The organism is Streptomyces sp. NPDC102258, assembly GCF_055584685.1.
The window spans coordinates 136686-156352 of sequence record NZ_JBVJLO010000010.1 but is presented as its reverse complement, the minus strand read 5'-3'; the positions used below and the strand labels follow the sequence as shown (position 1 = coordinate 156352).

The window sequence follows — 19667 nt, the reverse complement described above, 5'->3', positions numbered from 1 at the left end:
GTAGGTTCCGACGCCGCGGTAACCCGGACTTCGGGCGGAACCACCGGCCACAGCCGGGGCCCGGCGTCCCGCGTTCCCCCGACAAATGCGAAGATGGGTTCTCGGCAGGACAGGGCCCCCACCACAGGGCCGAAGAAACAAGCGGCCGATTACCAGCCGCCGCCCGGTCACAGAGGCCGGTGCCCGGCGCACATGCATGGAGGACGTGACGTGGCGAACGACGCCAGCACCGTTTTCGACCTAGTGATCCTCGGCGGTGGCAGTGGCGGTTACGCCGCGGCGCTCCGCGCATCCCAGCTGGGTCTCGACGTTGCGCTGATCGAGAAGAACAAGCTCGGCGGCACCTGCCTGCACAACGGCTGCATCCCCACGAAGGCTCTGCTCCACGCCGGTGAAATCGCGGACCAGGCCCGCGAAGCCGGACAGTTCGGTGTCAAGGCCTCTTTCGAGGGCATCGACATCGCCGGTGTGCACAAGTACAAGGACGAGGTCGTCTCCGGCCTCTACAAGGGCCTGCAGGGGCTGGTCGCCTCCCGCAAGGTGACCTACATCGAGGGTGAGGGCCGCCTGTCCTCCCCGACGTCCGTCGACGTCGACGGACGGCGCGTCCAGGGCCGCCACGTCCTGCTGGCGACCGGCTCCGTGCCGAAGTCGCTGCCGGGCCTGGACATCGACGGCAACCGCATCATCTCCTCGGACCACGCGCTGGTCCTGGACCGCGTTCCCCAGTCCGCGATCATCCTGGGCGGCGGCGTCATCGGCGTCGAGTTCGCCTCGGCGTGGAAGTCCTTCGGCACCGACGTCACCGTCATCGAGGGCCTCAAGCACCTCGTCCCGGTCGAGGACGAGAACAGCTCGAAGATCCTGGAGCGCGCGTTCCGCAAGCGCGGCATCAAGTTCAACCTCGGCACCTTCTTCGAGAAGGCGGAGTACACCGAGACCGGCGTCCGCGTCACGCTCGCGGACGGCAAGACCTTCGAGGCCGAGGTGCTGCTGGTCGCCATCGGCCGCGGCCCGGTCTCCCAGGGTCTGGGCTACGAGGAGCAGGGCGTCGCGATGGACCGCGGCTACGTGCTGGTCGACGAGTACATGCAGACCAACGTGCCGACCGTCTCGGCCGTCGGTGACCTCGTCCCGACCCTCCAGCTCGCGCACGTCGGCTTCGCCGAGGGCATCCTGGTAGCGGAGCGGCTGGCCGGCCTGAAGGCCGTTCCGATCGACTACGACGGCGTGCCGCGCGTCACGTACTGCCACCCCGAGGTCGCCTCCGTCGGCATCACCGAGGCGAAGGCCAAGGAGCTGTACGGCGCGGACAAGGTCGTGGCCCTGAAGTACAACCTGGCGGGCAACGGCAAGAGCAAGATCCTGAAGACCGCGGGCGAGATCAAGCTCGTCCAGGTCAAGGACGGTGCGGTGGTCGGCGTCCACATGGTCGGTGACCGCATGGGCGAGCAGGTCGGCGAAGCCCAGCTGATCTACAACTGGGAGGCCCTGCCCGCCGAGGTCGCGCAGCTCATCCACGCGCACCCGACCCAGAACGAGGCCCTCGGCGAGGCCCACCTGGCCCTGGCCGGCAAGCCGCTTCACGCACACGACTAATCCACAGTCACGGGCGCGACGACCACTTCCGCACTTTCGTTAGGAGCAACAGAAACCATGTCGGTTTCCGTAACCCTTCCGGCGCTCGGTGAGAGCGTCACCGAGGGCACTGTCACCCGCTGGCTGAAGGCCGAGGGCGAGCGCGTCGAGGCCGACGAGCCGTTGCTCGAAGTCTCGACCGACAAGGTCGACACCGAGATCCCCTCTCCCGTCGCCGGCATCCTGGCCTCCATCAAGGTCGCCGAGGACGAGACCGTCGAGGTCGGCGCCGAGCTGGCCGTCATCGACGACGGCTCGGGCGCAGCGGCTCCGGCCGCCGAGACCCCGGCCGCCGAGACCCCCGCCGCCCCGGCGCCGGAGGCCCCGCAGGCCGCCCCCTCGACCGAGGTCGAGACCCCGGCTCCGGCCCCGACGGCCGAGGCGGCCGCCGGCGGCGGTTCCGCCGAGGGCACCGATGTCGTACTGCCCGCGCTGGGCGAGTCCGTCACCGAGGGCACCGTCACCCGCTGGCTGAAGCAGGTCGGCGAGTCCGTCGAGGCCGACGAGCCGCTGCTCGAGGTCTCCACGGACAAGGTCGACACCGAGATCCCGGCGCCGGTCTCCGGCACCCTGCTGGAGATCCTGGTCGGCGAGGACGAGACCGCCGAGGTCGGCGCGCGGCTGGCCGTCATCGGCGTCGCGGGCGCGGCTCCGGCCGCCGCTCCGGCCCCGGCCGCTGCCGCCCCGGCCGCTGCCGCCCCGGCTCCGGCTGCCCCGGCTCCGGCCGCTCCGGCTCCGGCTGCCCCGGCTCCGGCCGCTGCCGCTCCGGCTCCGGCGGCTCCCGCTGCCCCGGCCGCCGCTCCGGCTCCGGTCCAGGCCGCCCCGGCCGCCGCCGCTCCGGCTCCGGCCGCCCCGGCCGCTCCGGCTCCGGTCGCCCCCGCCGCTCCCGTCGCCCCGGCCTCCGCCGGTGACGAGGGCGCGTACGTGACCCCGCTGGTGCGCAAGCTCGCCTCGGAGTCCGGCGTCAACCTGTCCACGGTCTCGGGCACCGGTGTCGGTGGCCGTATCCGTAAGCAGGACGTCCTGGCCGCCGCCGAGGCCGCCAAGGCGACCGCCGCCGCCCCGGCTCCGGCCGCCGCCGCTCCCGCCGCGAAGGCCCCGGCCGCCGCGGTCTCCGAGCTGCGCGGTCAGACCGTGAAGATGACCCGTATGCGCAAGGTCATCGGCGACAACATGATGAAGGCCCTGCACTCGCAGGCGCAGCTCAGCTCCGTGGTCGAGGTGGACATCACCAAGATCATGAAGCTGCGCGAGAAGGCCAAGGCCGGCTTCCTCGCCCGCGAGGGCGTCAAGCTGTCCCCGATGCCGTTCTTCGTCAAGGCCGCGGCCCAGGCGCTGAAGGCCCACGCGGTCGTCAACGCCCGGATCAACGAGGACGAGGGCACCATCACCTACTTCGACTCGGAGAACATCGGCATCGCCGTGGACTCCGAGAAGGGCCTGATGACCCCGGTCATCAAGGGTGCCGGTGACCTCAACCTGGCGGGCATCTCCAAGGCGACCGCCGACCTGGCCGCCAAGGTCCGCGGCAACAAGATCACGCCGGACGAGCTGTCGGGCGCGACCTTCACCATCAGCAACACCGGCTCGCGCGGTGCGCTGTTCGACACGGTCATCGTGCCCCCGAACCAGGTCGCCATCCTGGGCATCGGCGCGACGGTCAAGCGCCCGGTGGTCATCGAGACCGCCGAGGGCACGAACATCGGCATCCGCGACATGACGTACCTGACCCTGTCCTACGACCACCGTCTGGTGGACGGCGCGGACGCGGCCCGGTACCTGGGCGCCGTCAAGGCGATCCTGGAAGCCGGCGAGTTCGAGGTCGAACTCGGCCTGTAAGGCCCCGCGCGCAGCCCCGGCTGCCGCGCTCGGCGCCCCCGACCGGATCCGTCCGGCCGGGGGCGCCGTCGTTGTAACGAGCCTCACCCTGCGTCCCTCGCCGCGAACGCATCGCAGCAGGCCACGGCGGCCGTATTGTCTAGGCATCAGGCCGCGTGTGCCCCCACAGGAGTTGAAACGCCGATGATCACCCCACCCGTCGTGCACTCGCTGCGCGAGCAGATCCGCGAGCACATCGTGGAGGGGATCGTCAGCGGCCGCTGGAAGCCCGGCGAGCGGATCGTGGAGCGCCGCATCGCGGTCGAGCTGGAGGTCAGCCAGACGCCGGTGCGCGAGGCCCTGCGGGAGCTGGAGACGCTGCGGCTGATCGAGTCGGCGCCGAACAAGGGCGTCCGCGTACGGAACCTCACCGCGGCCGACCTGGAGGAGATCTACCCGGTCCGCGCGGGCCTGGAGCAGATCGCGGCCGAGCTGGCCGCCCCGCGCCTGGCGGCCGACTGCGCGGCCCTGGAGCCGCACGTGGCGGCCCTGTGGGAGGCGGACCGCAGCGAGGACGGCACGGCGCAGGTGCGGCACACCGTGGGCTTCCACCGCGAGCTGGTGCGGGCGGCCGGGAACAGCGTGCTGCTGCACACCTGGGAGAGCCTGGGCATCGAGGTCTTCACGGCCCTGTCGATCCGCTGGCTCGGTACGGTGCAGAAGTCGTACGCGGAGGAGCACGAGGCCCTCGTGGCCGCCTTCCGTGCCCAGGATCCGGACATCGGGGTGCTGGTCAAGCGGCATGTCCTGGGGTGCGCTCCACGCGCCTGAGCAGGGTAAACGCGTCGGCACCGGGTGCCTGGATTCATGGCACCCGGTGCCGACTTTTGTCGTAGTGACATTTATTCGTCACTTTTATTTGATCGATCATCGATCAGCGCTTTACAGTCAACGCGGACCCCACCCGGGTCCATCGACCCTGTCCTGCCCGTCAGGGTGTTTCTTCACCACCTCCTCTCCTTTGTCCGGAAGGCGGCGCACACCGATGTCCGACCCCGTAGGAAAGCTTCCGAGCGAGCTCGACCAGCTCCCGGACCGCGACACCGAGGAGACCGCCGAATGGGCGGCCTCCCTCGACGCCGTCGCCCAGGCCGCCGGTACGCGCCGCGCCGAATACCTGCTCCGCCGCACCCTCCAGCACGCCGAGGCCGCCGGTCTCGCCCTGCCGAAGCTGCTGGAGACGGACTACGTCAACACCATCCCCACCGCCGCGGAGCCCGAGTTCCCCGGTGACGAGGAGATGGAAGCCAGGATCACCGCGTGGAACCGCTGGAACGCGGCCGCCATGGTGACCCGCGGCTCCAAGTACGGCGTCGGCGGCCACATCGCCACCTTCGCCTCCGCCGCGTGGCTGTACGAGACCGGCTTCCAGCACTTCTTCCGCGGGAAGGAGGCCGACGGATCGGGCGACCAGCTCTACATCCAGGGCCACGCCTCCCCCGGCATCTACGCCCGCGCCTTCCTCGACGGCCGGATCTCCGAGCAGCAGCTCGACAACTTCCGCCAGGAGTCCGGCGGCAACGGCCTGCCGTCCTACCCGCACCCGCGGCGCCTGCCGTGGCTGTGGGAGTTCCCGACGGTCTCCATGGGCCTCGGCCCGCTGTCCGCGATCTACCAGGCGCGCTTCAACCGCTACCTGCAGAACCGCAGCATCAAGGACACCGCGAACTCGCACGTCTGGGCCTTCCTCGGCGACGGCGAGATGGACGAGCCCGAGTCGACCGCCGCCCTGGCCCTGGCCTCGCGCGAGCAGCTCGACAACCTGACCTTCGTCATCAACTGCAACCTGCAGCGCCTCGACGGTCCGGTCCGCGCCAACTTCCGCGTGGTCCAGGAGCTGGAGGCCCAGTTCCGCGGCGCCGGCTGGAACGTCATCAAGTCGCTGTGGGGCTCCGCCTGGGACGAGCTGTTCCAGCTCGACACCACGGGCGCCCTGGTACGCCGCCTGCGCGAGGTACCCGACGCGCAGTTCCAGACGTACGCTACCCGCGACGTGGCCTACATCCGCCAGCACTTCTTCGGCGCCAACGCCGAGCTCGTGCAGCTCGCGGCCGTGCTGTCCGACGCGAAGATCGCCGAGTGCTTCCACAGCTCCCGCGGCGGCCACGAGCCCCGCAAGGTGTACGCCGCGTACAAGGCCGCCCTGGAGCACAAGGGCGCGCCGACGGTCATCCTCGCGCAGACCGTCAAGGGCTACACGCTGGGCGCCGGGTTCGAGTCGAAGAACGCGAACCACCAGATGAAGAAGCTGACGATCGACGAGTTCAAGGGCATGCGCGACCTGCTCGGACTGCCGATCCCGGACAGCGCCTTCGCCGACGGCGTCGTCCCGTACGGCCACCCGGGCGCCGACAGCCCCGAGGTGCGGTACCTGAACGAGCGCCGCGCGGCGCTCGGCGGCCCGGCCCCGGCCCGCAAGGTCAAGCACGTGGCGCTGCCCGCCCCGGCGGACCGTTCCTTCGCCCCGCTGCTCAAGGGCTCCGGCAAGCAGGAGATGGCCACCACCATGGCCTTCGTCCGGCTCGTCAAGGACCTGATGCGGGACAAGGAGACCGGCAGGCGCTGGGTGCCGATCGTCCCCGACGAGGCCCGCACCTTCGGCATGGAGTCCCTCTTCCCGTCGGCCGGCATCTACTCGCCGCTGGGGCAGACGTACGAGCCGGTCGACCGCGACCAGCTCATGTACTACAAGGAAGCCAAGGACGGCCAGATCCTCAACGAGGGGATCACCGAGGCCGGCGCCATGGCCGACTTCATCGCCGCCTGCACGTCGTACGCGACGCACGGCGAGCCGATGATCCCCTTCTACATCTTCTACTCGATGTTCGGCTGGCAGCGCACCGCCGACCAGATGTGGCAGCTCGCCGACCAGCTCGGCAAGGGCTTCATCGTCGGCGCCACCGCGGGGCGCACCACGCTGACCGGTGAGGGCCTCCAGCACGCGGACGGCCACTCGCACCTGATCGCGTCCACGAACCCGGCGTCGCTCAACTACGACCCGGCCTTCGCGTACGAGATCGCGGTGATCGTCAAGGACGGTCTGCGCCGGATGTACGGCGAGAAGCCGGAAGACGTCTTCTACTACCTGACGGTCTACAACGAGCCGAAGGTCCAGCCGGCCATGCCGGAGGGCGTCGAAGAGGGCATCCTCAAGGGCCTGTACCGCTTCAACACGGCCTCTTCGCTGGAGTCCGCCCCGGCCGCCGACGCGCCGAAGATCCAGCTGATGGCCTCCGGTACGGCGATCCACTGGGTCCTGGAGGCGCAGAAGCTGCTCGCCGCCGACTGGAACGTGGCCGCCGACGTCTGGTCCGCCACCTCCTGGGGCGAGCTGCGCCGCGACGCGCTGGAGTGCGACGAGGCGCTGCTGCGCGGCGAGCAGCGCACTCCGTACGTCACCCGCGCCCTGGAGGGCGTGACGAGCCCGGTGCTCGCCGTCTCCGACTGGATGCGTCAGGTCCCGGACCAGATCAGCCAGTGGGTGGAGCAGGACTGGACCTCGCTGGGCACGGACGGCTTCGGCCTCTCCGACACCCGCGAGGGCGCCCGCCGTCACTTCGGGGTCGACGCCCCGTCGATCGTGGTGGCCGCGCTGGCCCAGCTCGCCCGCCGCGGCGAGGTCCCGGCATCCTCCGTCAAGGAGGCCCGCGAGCGCTACGGCCTGTAAGGGCCCGCGCGCCCGGTGTTCGTACGTACGCAGCACCGTCGCACCGTCGAAGGCCGGTGTCCGCCCCCGTTCGGGGTGGACAGCGGCCTTTGGCCGTATGAGCGGTGGCGGCGCGGGGGCCGACCCGTGATGCTGGAGCGGTGATGGACGAGACGGAGTTCTGGGAGATCGTCGACCGTACCCGCGAGGCCGCCGAGGGCGACCCCGAGGACCACGCCGAGCTGCTCGTGGAGCGGCTGGCACAGCTCGACCCGGACTCCGTGCTGGACTTCGCGCGGCACTTCGAGTCGCGCTACAACCGGGCGTACACCTGGGACCTGTGGGGGGCGGCCTGGGTGCTGCTCGACGGGGCGAGCGACGACGCGTTCGACTACTTCCGCTGCTGGCTGATCGGCCAGGGCCGGGAGGTCTTCGAGGGCGCCGTCCACGACCCGGACCAGCTGGCGGAGCTGCTGGCGGACTTCGACGAGGAGATCGACGGGGACGGCGAGGAGCTCGGGTACGCGGCCGACGAGGCGTACGAGCAGCTGACCGGCTCGGTGGCGCCGGACCTGGGCGTCCCGCTCCAGCCGGCCGAACCGGAGGGCGCTCCGCTGGACTTCGAGGACGAAGCCGTGCTGGCGGAGCGCTTCCCCCGGCTGTGGGACCGCTTCCGGGCCTGAGGCCCGGGCTCCGTCAGTAGTGGGTGCCGCCGTCGATGCGGATCTCGGTGCCGGTGATGAAGGCACCGTCCTCGGAGCCGAGCATGGCGACGACGCCGGCGACGCTCTCGGGGCCGGCGAAGCCCTGGCCGAGGGCGGGGGCGAGCTTGGTGAAGAGGGACCAGTCGGTGTCCTCGGGCAGGCCGGGGCCGGTGCCGGTGGTCATGCCGGACTCGATGGAGCCGGGGGCGACGGAGACGAAGCGCAGGCCCTGCTTGCTGTATTCGGCGGCGAGCGCGTGGGTCATGGACTGGATGCCGCCCTTGCTGGCCGCATAGGCGGACATGTAGGGGTGAGCGAAGCTCGCCGAGGTGGAGCTGAAGTTCACGACGACCGGCTGGTCGCCCGCGAGCAGGGCGGGGAGCGATTCGCGGATCATCAGGAAGGTGCCGGTCAGGTTGACCGCGATGACCTTGTTCCAGAAGTCGAGCGTGGTCTGGTGGGTGTGCGCGGAGCGCAGGATGCCCGCCGCGTTGACCAGGAGGTCCATCCCGCCGAGGGCGTCGACGGCGGCGGCGACGCCCGCCTTGACCGCGGCCTCGTCGGATATGTCCAGGGTTGCGGTGGTCAGTCGGCCGGCGTGCCCGGCGGCGGCGGCCTGCTCGGCGGTGGCCTTCAGGCCGGCTTCGTTGACGTCCACGGTGTGGACGCGGCCGCCCTCGGTGAGAATGCGGTGGACGGTGGCCTGGCCGATGCCGGACCCGCCGCCGGTGATGAGGACGCGACGTCCTTCGTAACGGTTCATGCGGCGAGCCTATCGAGTGGATGGCACATTTTGCCAGCATGGCATTCTGTGCCGTCCGTCTCGCCGCCGGACGGTAGGCTGCACCCGTGAGATCTCCCCGTCCGTACTCCCCCCAGAGCGGCCCCGGAACCCCGTCGCTGACCGAGCGCCGCAAGGCCGCCACCCAGCTCGACATCGCCCGCGCCGCCTGCGAACTCTTCGCCCTGCACGGCCCCGACGGCACCACCGCCGAGGACATCGCCCGCCGCGCCGGGGTGGCCCTGCGCACGTTCTACCGCTACTTCCGCAACAAGCAGGAGGCCGTGGCCCCGCTGCTCGCGGGCGGCGGTGACGCCTGGCGCGCGCTGCTCGCCGAGGAGGACCCCGCCACCCCGCTCGCGCAGTCCCTGGAGCGCGCGGTCACCCGCTCCCTCGGCGACTCCCCCTCCGTGGAGGAGGGCCTGGAGGTGACCCGGGGCCTGCTGCGCGCGGCGGCCGGGGACGAGGCCCTGCGGGCCGTCTGGTACCGGGTGAACCAGGAGTCGGAGGAGCGCCTGGTCCCGGTGGTGGCCCGGCTGGCCGGACCGGAGGCGGACCCGATGTCGGTACGCCTGCTCGCGGCGGCCGCCACCGACGCGATCCGCGTCGCCCTGGAGGTCTGGTCCGCGGGCGACGCCCCGGTGAGCGGCCCCGGCTGCCCCGCCGACCTCGCGGTGCGCTGCCTGCGCGAGCTCACCGCGGCGATGCCCCTGCTGCGCTGAGGCCAGCGCGGCAGGGGCATCGGTCCGGGCCCGGCGGGGTCAGCGCCAGCCGCCCCGGTCACCGTCGTGGTGCCAGCCGGAGTCGTGGCCCCGGCCCCAGTCGTCGTGGTTCCAGTTGCCGTGTCCGTTCCCGTTGCCGCAGTCGTCGTCCCAGTTGCCGCCGCGGTAGTCGTCGGCCCAGCGGGAGTGGGAGTAGTCCGACCGGTGGTCCCAGCCCCCACCGTGGTCGTGCGCGGACGCACTGGCGAGCGGCAGCAGACCGAGGGTCACTCCCGCGGCCCCGGCGACGACGACTCCGATGATCCTCCGGCGCATTTCATGCACCTCCCGAACATGTCTCGCTTACCCGGCTTATCCGGCGTTTGGGTCCCCTCCACCGTCACCCCACCCACAGACCCTGTCAAAGGCAGAAGGCCCCCCGCCACTCTCCGAGAGAGCGGCGGGGGGCCTTCCATCAGGCACGATCAGCGATTTCTAGATGTCGAAGTACATCTCGAACTCGTGCGGGTGCGGGCGCAGGGCGATCGGGGCGATCTCCTGCGTGCGCTTGTAGTCGATCCAGGTCTCGATGAGGTCGGGGGTGAAGACACCGCCGGCCAGGAGGTACTCGTGGTCCGCCTCCAGGGCCTTGAGGACGTCCTCAAGGCTGGTCGGGACCTGCGGGACGCTCGCGTGCTCGTCGGGGGAGAGCTCGTAGAGGTCCTTGTCGATCGGCTCCATCGGCTCGATCTTGTTCTTGATGCCGTCGAGGCCCGCGAGCAGCAGCGCCGAGAAGGCGAGGTACGGGTTCGAGGACGGGTCCGGCGCGCGGAACTCGACGCGCTTGGCCTTCGGGTTCGAGCCCGTGATCGGGATGCGCATGGCGGCGGAGCGGTTGCGCTGCGAGTACACCATGTTGACCGGCGCCTCGAAGCCCGGCACCAGGCGGTGGTAGGAGTTCACCGTCGGGTTGGTGAAGGCGAGCAGCGACGGGGCGTGCTTGAGGATGCCGCCGATGTAGTAGCGGGCGGTGTCCGAGAGGCCCGCGTAACCGGCCTCGTCGTAGAACAGCGGCTCGCCGCCGGCCCACAGGGACTGGTGGACGTGCATGCCCGAGCCGTTGTCGCCGAAGATCGGCTTCGGCATGAAGGTCGCCGTCTTGCCGTTCTTCCAGGCGACGTTCTTCACGATGTACTTGAAGAGCATCAGGTCGTCGGCCGCGGCGAGCAGCGTGTTGAACTTGTAGTTGATCTCCGCCTGGCCGCCGGTGCCGACCTCGTGGTGCTGGCGCTCGACCTGGAGGCCCTGGGCGTCCAGCTCCAGGGAGATCTCGGCGCGCAGGTCCGCGAAGTGGTCGACCGGGGCGACCGGGAAGTAACCGCCCTTGTAGCGGACCTTGTAACCGCGGTTGTTGTCCTCGGAGCCGGTGTTCCAGGCGCCGGCCTCGGAGTCGATGTGGTAGAAGCCCTCGTTCGCGCTGGTCGCGAAGCGCACGCTGTCGAACACGTAGAACTCGGCCTCGGGGCCGAAGAACGCGGTGTCGGCGATGCCGGTGGAGGCGAGGTAGGCCTCGGCCTTCTTCGCGATGTTGCGCGGGTCGCGGCTGTAGGCCTCGCCCGTGATCGGGTCGTGGATGAAGAAGTTGATGTTGAGCGTCTTGTCCTTGCGGAACGGGTCCAGGCGCGCGGTGGTGATGTCGGCGCGCAGCGCCATGTCGGACTCGTGGATCGCCTGGAAGCCGCGGATCGAGGATCCGTCGAAGGCGAGCTCCTCCGCCGGGTCGAACGCTCGCGCCGGGATGGTGAAGTGCTGCATCACACCAGGCAGGTCACAGAAGCGGACGTCGACGAACTTGACGTCGTTCTCCTCGATGTACTGCTTCACTTCGTCGGCGTTCTTGAACATCCAACTCCTCCTACTCCCGACCCCGGGGCAGGGCGGGCTTTATAGCTCCTGGCGCGTCAGTGCGGTGCCGCACGCTGACCCGACCATAAGCAGACGGGATTTCCCAAGCATGACCCATTTGTTTCGCACAAGTTAACCAGGGTCCCGTCCAAGGCCCGTCGAGGCCCACCGGTACCGTGGTGGAGTGGACAACAGGCAAGCAATCGGATCCTGGCTCTCCGGCCCCCGCGCGGCCGCCGAGGACATGGGCGTCGACTTCGGCCATCCGGGCCGGCGGCTCGGGCTGCCGCCCTCGGGGCCCGGCTCGGTGGCCCGGTTCGGGCGCCGGCTCGGGGCCGTCGCGATCGACTGGATCGGCTGCCAGCTGATCGCATACGGCCTGATCACGCACGGGAACACGACCGCCACCGCGAACTGGACGCTGGCCCTCTTCGTGGTCCTGTCGGTCCTGACCGTGGGCACCGTGGGATTTACCCCCGGCAAGCGGATCCTCGGCCTCCGGGTGATCGGGCAGAGCGGCGGCCGCCTCGGCTTCGGCCGCGTGGTGCTCCGTACGGTGCTGCTGGCCCTGGTCATCCCGGCGCTGGTCTGGGACCGGGACGGGCGCGGACTGCACGACCGGCTGGCCGGCGCGGTCCAGGTGAGGATCTGAGTACAGGTACCGATCTGATCCGCCGACGCCGACGCGGACACGACGCAGGGGCGCCCCCGGCCGGATGGCTTCGGGGGTGCCCCTGTGTGCTGGCTGTATACGAAAAGCAGACGAGCGGGTCAGCGCATCTTTCCGCCGCGCGGCATCCGCATGCCCTTGGGCATCGGACCCTTCGGGACGGGCATGTTGCTCATGAGGTCGCCCATGGCCCGGAGCTTGTCGTTGACCTGGGTGATCTGCGGGCCGGTCAGCACGCGCGGCAGCTTCAGCAGCGTCGTACGGACCTTCTTGAGCGGCACCTCGCCCTCGCCGGTGCCGACGATGAAGTCGTGGACCGGGACGTCGGGCATGATCCGGGCCAGCTTCTTCTTCTCGGCCGCGAGCAGCGTCTTGACCCGGTTCGGGTTGCCCTCCGCGATCAGGACCACGCCCGCCTTGCCGACCGCCCGGTGGACGATGTCCTGGCTGCGGTTCATCGCGACGGCCGGGGTGGTCGTCCAGCCCCGTCCCACGTTGTCCAGTACGGCCGCGGCAGCGCCCGGCTGGCCCTCCATCTGCCCGAAGGCAGCCCGCTCGGCCCGTCGCCCGAAGACGATCGCCATCGCGAGGAACGCCACCAGGAAGCCCAGGATGCCCAGGTAGACCGGGTGGCCGATCAGGAAGCCGATCGCAAGAAAGACACCGAAGGTGACGATTCCCACGCCCGCGACGATCAGACCGACCTTCGGGTCGGCCTTGCGCGTCATCTTGTACGTCAGGGCGATCTGCTTCAGTCGCCCGGGGTTCGCAGCAGTCTCTGCGTTTGACTTCCTCGCCATAAACCGAAGTTTACGTGGCCTGCGGGGTCCGGGTCGCCGCGGCCTCCAGTACGTGTTCGGTTTCGACCCGGTCCTTGGCCCGGCGCCGGTCCTCCAGGACGGCCGTCCAGGCGTTGCGTCGGGCGCCGCTCATGAGCAGCGACTCGATGCCGCGGAAGGCTTCGGCGAACGACGGGATGGCGATGGCGCGGACTGGCGCGGCCTGCATGATGGCGGACCCTCTCTCGGGGCTCTCGTCGGCGGGATGTGCGGTGCGTGGCTCCAGCGTCACTCACTGGTGTTACCAGGGCGTGACCGGTCGGTCAAATGTGATTGACGTGTTGCACACGCGGACGCGGCCCGCCCGGCTCGGTCGAAAAGAGCCCGGGGGCCGCGTCAGCGCGGTGTTACCGGTTGTTACAGGGGTGTGCGGGACCTCACACGGCCGCGCGCTTCTCCATCGCCTGGCCGTACAGGCGGCCCGCCCGGTAGGAGGACCGGACCAGCGGGCCGGACATCACGCCGGAGAAGCCGATCTCCTCGGCCTCCTTCGCCAGCTCGACGAACTCGGCGGGCTTCACCCAGCGCTCGACGGGGTGGTGCCGCGGCGAGGGGCGCAGGTACTGGGTGATGGTGATGAGCTCGCAGCCGGCCTCGTGGAGCTCCTTGAGGGCCTCGCTGACCTCTTCGCGCTCCTCGCCCATGCCGAGGATCAGGTTCGACTTGGTCACCAGGCCGTAGGCGCGGGCCTGCCGGATCACGTCGAGCGAGCGCTCGTAGCGGAAGCCGGGGCGGATCCGCTTGAAGATGCGGGGGACGGTCTCGACGTTGTGCGCGAAGACCTCGGGGCGGGAGGCGAAGACCTCCTCCAGCAGCTCCGGGACCGCGTTGAAGTCGGGGGCCAGCAGCTCGACCTTGGTGTGGCCGCCCTCGCGGCCGGCCGTCTGCTGGTGGATCTGGCGCACGGTCTCGGCGTACAGCCAGGCGCCGCCGTCGGGCAGGTCGTCGCGGGCGACGCCGGTGATGGTGGCGTAGTTCAGGTCCATCGTGACGACGGACTCGCCGACGCGGCGGGGCTCGTCGCGGTCCAGGGCCTCGGGCTTGCCCGTGTCGATCTGGCAGAAGTCGCAGCGCCGGGTGCACTGGTCGCCACCGATGAGGAAGGTGGCCTCGCGGTCCTCCCAGCATTCGTAGATGTTGGGACAACCGGCTTCCTGGCACACCGTGTGCAGTCCTTCGCCCTTCACCAGGGCCTGCATCTTGGTGTACTCGGGACCCATCTTCGCCCGGGTCTTGATCCACTCGGGCTTGCGCTCGATGGGCGTCTGGGCGTTACGGACCTCCAGGCGCAGCATCTTGCGTCCGTCGGGTGCGACTGCGGACACGACCGGCTCCCTGTGACTTCGATTCTTCGGCGCCCACCAGGGTACGCCCGTAAATTCGTACGCTCTTACGTCGGCCAACCCGAGGGCCGCCGGACGCATTCCCGGCCGTCGTCAGCCGGCGGCCGGCTCGATCTCGCGCGGCTTCGGGTCGGCCTGCTCCAGGACGTCCTTGAGGTGGCGTTCGACGACCGGCAGCACCTCGGCGATGGTGACCTCGCGGCCCAGCTCGTACGAGAGCGAGGTCACACCGGCGTCCCGGATCCCGCAGGGGATGATCCGGTCGAACCAGGTGCTGTCGGGGTTCACGTTAAACGAGAAGCCGTGCATGGTGACGCCCTTGGCGACGCGGATGCCGATGGCGGCGAGCTTGCGGTCCTCGCGGCGCTGGCCGGCGTTGGAGGGGGCGTACTCCGGACCGGCCAGGCGGGCGTCGAACTCGTCGTCGCCGACGCGGGGGTCGAAGTCGAGGGAGAGGCCGCCCGGCGCGGGGCGCTCCTCCACCGGGTCGCCCAGCACCCAGACGCCCGAGCGGCCCTCGACGCGGGTGGTCTCCAGGCCGAACTCGGCCGCCGTGCGGATCAGCGCGTCCTCCAGCCGGCGCACGTGGGCCACCACGTCGACGGGCCGGGGCAGCTTCATGATCGGGTAGCCGACCAGCTGGCCGGGGCCGTGCCAGGTGATCTTGCCGCCGCGGTCCACGTCGATCACCGGGGTGCCGTCCAGCGGCCGCTCGCTCGGGTCGGTGCGCCGGCCGGCGGTGTACACCGGCAGGTGCTCGACGAGCAGACAGGTGTCCTCGGTCTCGTCCGCGAAGCGCGCGGCGTGGACGCGCCGCTGCTCTTCCCAGGCCTCGGTGTACTCGACGGATTCCGGCCCGAAGCCCAGATGGACAAACCGAAGCTCAGTCACCGCAGCGCCTCCTCGTTGAACCTGCTGTGTGCACCTATCGCACCAGGCCAAGGGTACGGCGGCCCGCGCGGGCGCCTTCAGGCCCCCGGTGTACCGGCCTCGGGGGGCGGGCCCGGCAGCTGCCGGGGGCGCCTGCGGCCCTTGGGCGGGAGGTCCGGGTCCTCGTCGGCCCGCGGCAGCCGGCGGTGGCCCTCGGAGTGGTCGTTGACCCAGCCGCACACCCCGCACGCGTACCGCCCGTCCAGCCCCGCGATGTAGGTGCCGCACCGGCGGCACTCCGCCTCGGTCAGTTCGGGGGCCGGGAGCGGGGCGGTGGACTCCGGGTACGTGTCGGGGGCATGTGCCTGGTGGGGCCGGCGGGTCATGGGGCGCAGCGTACGCGGAGGGAGGGGGCCGGGCCGTAAAGGGACCTACCCATTCGGCACACGATCGGATGAAGGTGGGACAGAGAGGGCAGTCCAGGCGGAGTTGGCCGCTACATTCACGCCGTTCACAGGGCCGGGACTCCGGCCGTCACGTCAGGAGACCGTGGAGCCGATGACGGAACGACCTGCCCAGCGCGTCCCCAACCGGCAGCTCGCGGCGCTGATCGCGGAAGCCGGGTTCTCCAACGCCGGGCTCGCCCGCCGCGTCGACCAGCTGGGTCTGGAACACGGTCTGGACCTCCGCTACGACAAGACCTCCGTGACCCGCTGGCTGCGCGGCCAGCAGCCCCGCGGCACCACGCCCGCGCTGATCGCCGAGGTCTTCACCCGGCGGCTGGGGCGGCGGCTGTCGGCGCAGGAACTCGGCCTGGACGCGTGCGCGCCCGTCTACGCGGGACTGGAGTTCGCGGCCACCCCCGAGGAGGCCGTGGACATCGCGAGCGGGCTGTGGCGCAAGGACTCCGGCTCCCACGCCGAACTCCGCAAGATCGCCTTCACCCCCGCCGGGCTGGTGGTGCCCAGCCGCGACTGGCTCATCGGGCGCGCCGACGAGCGGGTGGGGCGCGGGGCGGACCCCGCGCACCGGGTACCGCTCCAGGGCCGGGCGACGGTGCCCCGCCAGCGGCAGGTCGACCGGGGGCCCGGCCAGCGCGTCACCAGCGGGGACATCGCCGCGCTGCGCTCGGTCGGCGAGCTGTTCCGGACCCTGGACCACGCCTACGGCGGCGGCCACGCCCGGCAGGCCCTGGTGCGCTACCTGGAGCACGAGGCCGAGCCGATGCTGCGGGGCACCTACGGCGAGAGCACCGGGCGCCGGCTGTTCGCGGCCACCGCCGACCTGACCCGGCTCGCGGGCTGGACCTCGTACGACATCGCCGCGCACGGGCTGGCCCAGCGCTACTTCGTGCAGGCGCTGCGGCTGGCGCAGGCCGCCGGGGACCGGCCGTACGGGTCCTACGTGCTGGTGACGATGAGCCGCCAGGCCGTCTACCTCGGGCACGGCCGGGAGGCGGTCCAGCTGGCCCGGGTCGCCCAGCAGGGGGTCGGCTCGGGGCCGCCGCCGGTGGTGCAGGCGCTGATGCACGCGGCGGAGGCGCGCGGGCACGCCGTCCTCGGCGAGGTGCGGGCGGCGACGGCCTCCCTGGTGCGGGCGGAGCGCTCGCTGGGCGCGGCCCGGCCGGGGGACGACGTACCGCACTGGGCGCGGGCCTTCGACGAGGCGCAGCTCGCGGACGAGTTCGGGCACTGCCACCGGGACCTCCAGCAGTACCGGGCCTCGGCGCAGCACGCGGAGCGCTCGCTCCAGCTGCGCGCCCCGGGGTTCGCGCGCTCGCGGCTGTTCTGCCGGGTGGTGCTGGCCACGGCACGGCTGGGCCTGGGCGAGCTGGACCAGGCGTGCGCGCTCGGGGCGGAGGCGGCGCAGCAGGCCGCGGAGATGCGCTCGGTGCGCGCGGTGGAGTACGTACGGGACTTCGAGCGGCGGCTGGAGCCGTACCGGGACGCCTCGGCGGTGCGGACGTACCGGGACCGGGTGGCGGCGCTGTCCTGACGGTCGGGTGCCCGGGCCGGGGCCGGTGCACGGCCCCGGCCCGGGACGGGGGTCAGGCCGCCGCCGCCCGTACGGTCGCCTGCCGGGGGGCCGGGAGCGGGATGCCGAAGTCGCGCAGCAGGGCGGTGGCGGCGCGGCGGGCGGAGTGCAGGGCGCCGTCGACGGTGTTGGAGTCGCGGTGGTCCCCGCACACGTAGAGCCCGGCCACGACCCGGACCGGGCGACTCAGGTCGTGCGGCGGGGGCATGGCCGGGACGGCCTCCGGGGTGTGGTGGACGGCGAGCGGCTCCCAGTCCCGGGTGGAGGTGTCGTAGAGCCGGGCCAGCCGGGAGGCGACCGTCCGGGCGGGCGGCGGCGGGCCGTGCACGGTGGTGGTGACCAGGGAACGGCCGGCCGGGGCCCGGGTGGGGTCGACCGCGCTCATCACGGTGGTGTGCGCGAGGGGCCACCTGGGGTCGGCGTCCAGGAGCAGCGAGCCGTCCCAGGGCAGCGGGGCGGCGGTGGCGTGGTGGATGACGGTGACCTCGTGGAAGGCGGGCACCCGCAGGCCGGGCAGCAGCTCGGCCGCGGCGCGGGCGCCGGTGGCGAGGAGGACGGAGCGGCAGGCGAAGTCGCCGTGCTCCTCGGTGGTGACGAGGTTGGTCGCCACCGACCGCACGCGGACCCCGGTGCGTACGGTGCCGGGCGGCAGGGCGGCGGCGAGCAGGTCCGGCAGGGTGGCCGCGCCGCCCTCGGGCACGGCGAGCCGGCCGCGGGCGAACCCGCGCAGGGCCAGGTCGGCGACGCGGCTGGAGGTGGTGAGCTCCGGATCGCGCAGGAGGGTGGCGAGCAGCGGCCGCAGGACGCCGTTCACGGTGCGCGGCGGCAGGCCGCGCGAGCGCAGGGCGGCCAGGGCGGTGCGTTCGGGCCGGGCGAGGAGCCGCTCCACGGGCAGGGCGGCGAGCCGGCCGAGGGCGGCGCTGAGGCGGGCCTGGTCGAGGGAGCCGCCGGCCAGGGCCCGGGCGGGGGTCAGGGCCCCGGCCCGCTGCCGGCGGCCGTCGGCGCCGTGCACCAGCACCCCGGGGGCGAAGGGGCGCAGCACCAGCGCCTCCAGGCCGGGGGTGCGGGCCGGTTCGGTGTAGGTGGTACTGAGGAGCTGGCCGATCCGGTCGAGCCGGAAACCGTCGGCCGAGTCGGTGGCCATCCGGCCTCCGGGGTCGTCGGCGCCCTCCAGGACGCTGACCGTGACCCCCGCCGCGATCAGGTGGTGTGCGGCCGCGAGTCCTGAGACTCCGGCTCCTACGATGACGACGTCCGCATGGTGTGCGCTGCTGAGCACGTGCCCCTCCCCGAGGTCGGCGCGGCTGTGTGGGGTCCTCCTTCCCCCAACGGGCTTCAGGAGAACCAGAGTCCGGCGCAGTATTCCGTACAAGTCCGGTCGCACGACGGTCGCATCCGGGTCACGACCGGTCGCACGTGATCGGCCGGTGCGCCTACGCCAGCGCTGCCCGGAGGGACTCCTCGATGCCGGGGTGGCGGAAGACGAAGCCGGATTCCAGCAGGCGGGCGGGCACGACGCGCTGGCTGCCCAGCACGTCCCCGGCGAACTCCCCGAGGGCCAGGCGCAGGGCGGGCGCGGGGACGGTGCACACCGTCGGGCGGCGCAGGACGCGGCCCATGGCGGCGGTGACCTCGCGGTTGGTCAGGGGGTGGGGGGCGGTGAGGTTCACGGGGCCGGTGAGGGTGGGGGTGTCGATGAGGTGCCGGAGGGCGGCGACCTCGTCGTGCAGGGAGATGTACGACCAGTACTGGCGGCCGTTGCCGAGCCGGCCGCCGAGGCCCGCCCGGAAGAGGGGGAACAGCCGGCCCCAGGCGCCGCCGCCGGCCGCGACCACCAGCCCGGTGCGGGCGTGCACGGTCCGGATCCCGGCCGCCCGGGCGGGGTCGGCGGCCGCCTCCCACTCGACGCAGACGGAGGGCAGGAAGCCGTGGCCCGGCGGGGCGGACTCGTCGACGGGGCGGTCGGCGGTGTCCCCGTAGTAGCCGATGGCGGAGCCGCAGACCAGGACCTCGGGCGGTGCGTCGAGGGCGGCCACGGCGCGGGCGACGGCGGCCGTACCGAGGACCCGGCTGTCGCGGATCTCCCGCTTGTACGCGGCGGTCCAGCGGTGGTCTCCGACGCCGGCGCCGGCCAGGTGGACGACGGCCGCGCAGCCCTTGAGGGCGGCGGGGTCGACGTGGCCGCCGGCCGGGTCCCAGCGGGCCTCGTCCGGCGCGGTGGGGTCGCGGCGGACGAGGCGGACGGTGTCGTGGCCGTCGGCGCGCAGCGAGCGTACGAGGGCCTGGCCGATGAGTCCGGAAGCTCCGGTGAGGGCGATCCGCATCCCCCCAGTCTGCCGCCGCCCCCCTCGGCGACCCGGCAGCCGGGGCCGTGTCCCGGGTCTGCCGCCGCCCCCACCGGCGACGCGGCAGCCGGGGCCCCCGCCCTGTGCCCGGCCGCACGCCCCGCGGGCCGTACACCCGCGTCAGGGCCGCTGCGCGGGGCTGTCCCCTACCCGCCCTTCCACCGTTCCCGCCTCAATCGCCGGCGCGGCTCACCACACGCCGCTCCGCGCCCGCGCCTCAATCGCCGGCGGGGCTGGAGGTGGCCGACGGGGCTGGAGAGTGCCAGCGCGGCTCACCACACGCCGCTCCGCGCCCGCGCCTCGAACGCCGGCG

18 protein-coding genes are annotated in these 19667 nt (G+C 72.0%); 8 read left to right on the top strand and 10 right to left on the bottom strand.

What is annotated here, in order from left to right; translation table 11 throughout:
- Nucleotides 1–210: 210 nt before the first annotated feature.
- The 5 genes from lpdA to ACZ6ZT_RS18850 all read left to right on the top strand — a co-directional run bounded on the left by lpdA (nt 211) and on the right by ACZ6ZT_RS18850 (nt 7845).
- On the top strand, nt 211–1599 hold the full coding sequence (gene lpdA / locus ACZ6ZT_RS18870) for a dihydrolipoyl dehydrogenase (RefSeq protein WP_469720432.1): 1389 nt from the start codon (nt 211–213) through the stop codon (nt 1597–1599).
- A gap of 57 nt (nt 1600–1656) precedes the next feature.
- Entirely contained in the window at nt 1657–3477 is a 1821-nt protein-coding gene (gene sucB, locus ACZ6ZT_RS18865) for a 2-oxoglutarate dehydrogenase, E2 component, dihydrolipoamide succinyltransferase (protein WP_469720430.1), read from the top strand.
- Nucleotides 3478–3663: 186 nt separating this feature from the next.
- The gene (locus tag ACZ6ZT_RS18860; protein ID WP_469720666.1) at nt 3664–4287 is read left to right on the top strand and encodes a GntR family transcriptional regulator; all 624 of its coding nucleotides are present in this window, start codon (nt 3664–3666) and stop codon (nt 4285–4287) included.
- Between the two features lie 214 nt (nt 4288–4501).
- Nucleotides 4502–7183 (top strand): pyruvate dehydrogenase (acetyl-transferring), homodimeric type, encoded by a 2682-nt coding sequence (aceE, locus tag ACZ6ZT_RS18855; RefSeq protein WP_469720428.1) that lies wholly within the window; start codon nt 4502–4504, stop codon nt 7181–7183.
- Between the two features lie 143 nt (nt 7184–7326).
- Complete coding sequence (locus ACZ6ZT_RS18850; protein ID WP_469720426.1) at nt 7327–7845, top strand: DUF4240 domain-containing protein; 519 nt, start codon at nt 7327–7329, stop codon at nt 7843–7845.
- Nucleotides 7846–7858: 13 nt separating this feature from the next.
- Here ACZ6ZT_RS18850 and ACZ6ZT_RS18845 read toward each other — a convergent pair whose 3' ends face one another.
- Nucleotides 7859–8629: an SDR family NAD(P)-dependent oxidoreductase gene (locus tag ACZ6ZT_RS18845; RefSeq protein ID WP_469720423.1), complete on the bottom strand. Its 771-nt coding sequence runs from the start codon at nt 8627–8629 to the stop codon at nt 7859–7861.
- Between the two features lie 86 nt (nt 8630–8715).
- Here ACZ6ZT_RS18845 and ACZ6ZT_RS18840 point away from each other — a divergent pair, with 86 nt between their 5' ends.
- Nucleotides 8716–9369, top strand: a complete 654-nt coding sequence (locus ACZ6ZT_RS18840) for a TetR/AcrR family transcriptional regulator (protein ID WP_469720420.1) — start codon at nt 8716–8718, stop codon at nt 9367–9369.
- A gap of 39 nt (nt 9370–9408) precedes the next feature.
- Here ACZ6ZT_RS18840 and ACZ6ZT_RS18835 read toward each other — a convergent pair whose 3' ends face one another.
- Both ACZ6ZT_RS18835 and glnA read right to left on the bottom strand, forming a co-directional pair.
- Nucleotides 9409–9684, bottom strand: coding sequence for a hypothetical protein (locus ACZ6ZT_RS18835; protein WP_469720416.1), 276 nt, complete (start codon nt 9682–9684; stop codon nt 9409–9411).
- Nucleotides 9685–9843: 159 nt separating this feature from the next.
- A complete protein-coding gene (gene glnA / locus ACZ6ZT_RS18830) occupies nt 9844–11253 on the bottom strand; it encodes a type I glutamate--ammonia ligase (protein ID WP_469720413.1) in 1410 nt (469 codons plus the stop codon).
- 184 nt (nt 11254–11437) lie between these two features.
- Between glnA and ACZ6ZT_RS18825 the strand changes: the two genes are divergently transcribed.
- Nucleotides 11438–11905 (top strand): RDD family protein, encoded by a 468-nt coding sequence (locus ACZ6ZT_RS18825; RefSeq protein WP_469720410.1) that lies wholly within the window; start codon nt 11438–11440, stop codon nt 11903–11905.
- Between the two features lie 119 nt (nt 11906–12024).
- On the opposite strand, the gene ACZ6ZT_RS18820 is transcribed toward ACZ6ZT_RS18825, so the two are convergent.
- From ACZ6ZT_RS18820 to ACZ6ZT_RS18800, 5 genes are all read right to left on the bottom strand, one after another.
- A complete protein-coding gene (locus tag ACZ6ZT_RS18820; RefSeq protein ID WP_469720408.1) occupies nt 12025–12723 on the bottom strand; it encodes a DUF4191 domain-containing protein in 699 nt (232 codons plus the stop codon).
- Nucleotides 12724–12733: 10 nt separating this feature from the next.
- A complete protein-coding gene (locus ACZ6ZT_RS18815; protein WP_266581271.1) occupies nt 12734–12931 on the bottom strand; it encodes an SCO2195 family GlnR-regulated protein in 198 nt (65 codons plus the stop codon).
- Nucleotides 12932–13139: 208 nt separating this feature from the next.
- On the bottom strand, nt 13140–14087 hold the full coding sequence (gene lipA / locus ACZ6ZT_RS18810) for a lipoyl synthase (RefSeq protein ID WP_469720405.1): 948 nt from the start codon (nt 14085–14087) through the stop codon (nt 13140–13142).
- 111 nt (nt 14088–14198) lie between these two features.
- Nucleotides 14199–14996 carry a lipoyl(octanoyl) transferase LipB gene (gene lipB, locus ACZ6ZT_RS18805; RefSeq protein ID WP_469720403.1) on the bottom strand — a complete coding sequence of 266 codons (798 nt, stop codon included), beginning with the start codon at nt 14994–14996 and terminating at the stop codon, nt 14199–14201.
- Nucleotides 14997–15073: 77 nt separating this feature from the next.
- Nucleotides 15074–15361, bottom strand: coding sequence for a hypothetical protein (locus ACZ6ZT_RS18800; protein ID WP_469720401.1), 288 nt, complete (start codon nt 15359–15361; stop codon nt 15074–15076).
- 172 nt (nt 15362–15533) lie between these two features.
- Here ACZ6ZT_RS18800 and ACZ6ZT_RS18795 point away from each other — a divergent pair, with 172 nt between their 5' ends.
- Nucleotides 15534–16970: a regulator gene (locus ACZ6ZT_RS18795; RefSeq protein WP_469720399.1), complete on the top strand. Its 1437-nt coding sequence runs from the start codon at nt 15534–15536 to the stop codon at nt 16968–16970.
- Nucleotides 16971–17022: 52 nt separating this feature from the next.
- Here the strand turns inward: ACZ6ZT_RS18795 and ACZ6ZT_RS18790 are convergent, their stop codons facing one another.
- Together ACZ6ZT_RS18790 and ACZ6ZT_RS18785 are read right to left on the bottom strand one after the other, a co-directional pair.
- The gene (locus tag ACZ6ZT_RS18790; protein WP_469720396.1) at nt 17023–18288 is read right to left on the bottom strand and encodes an FAD-dependent oxidoreductase; all 1266 of its coding nucleotides are present in this window, start codon (nt 18286–18288) and stop codon (nt 17023–17025) included.
- 154 nt (nt 18289–18442) lie between these two features.
- Nucleotides 18443–19333 carry a TIGR01777 family oxidoreductase gene (locus tag ACZ6ZT_RS18785; RefSeq protein ID WP_469720391.1) on the bottom strand — a complete coding sequence of 297 codons (891 nt, stop codon included), beginning with the start codon at nt 19331–19333 and terminating at the stop codon, nt 18443–18445.
- Between the last annotated feature and the right edge of the window lie 334 nt (nt 19334–19667).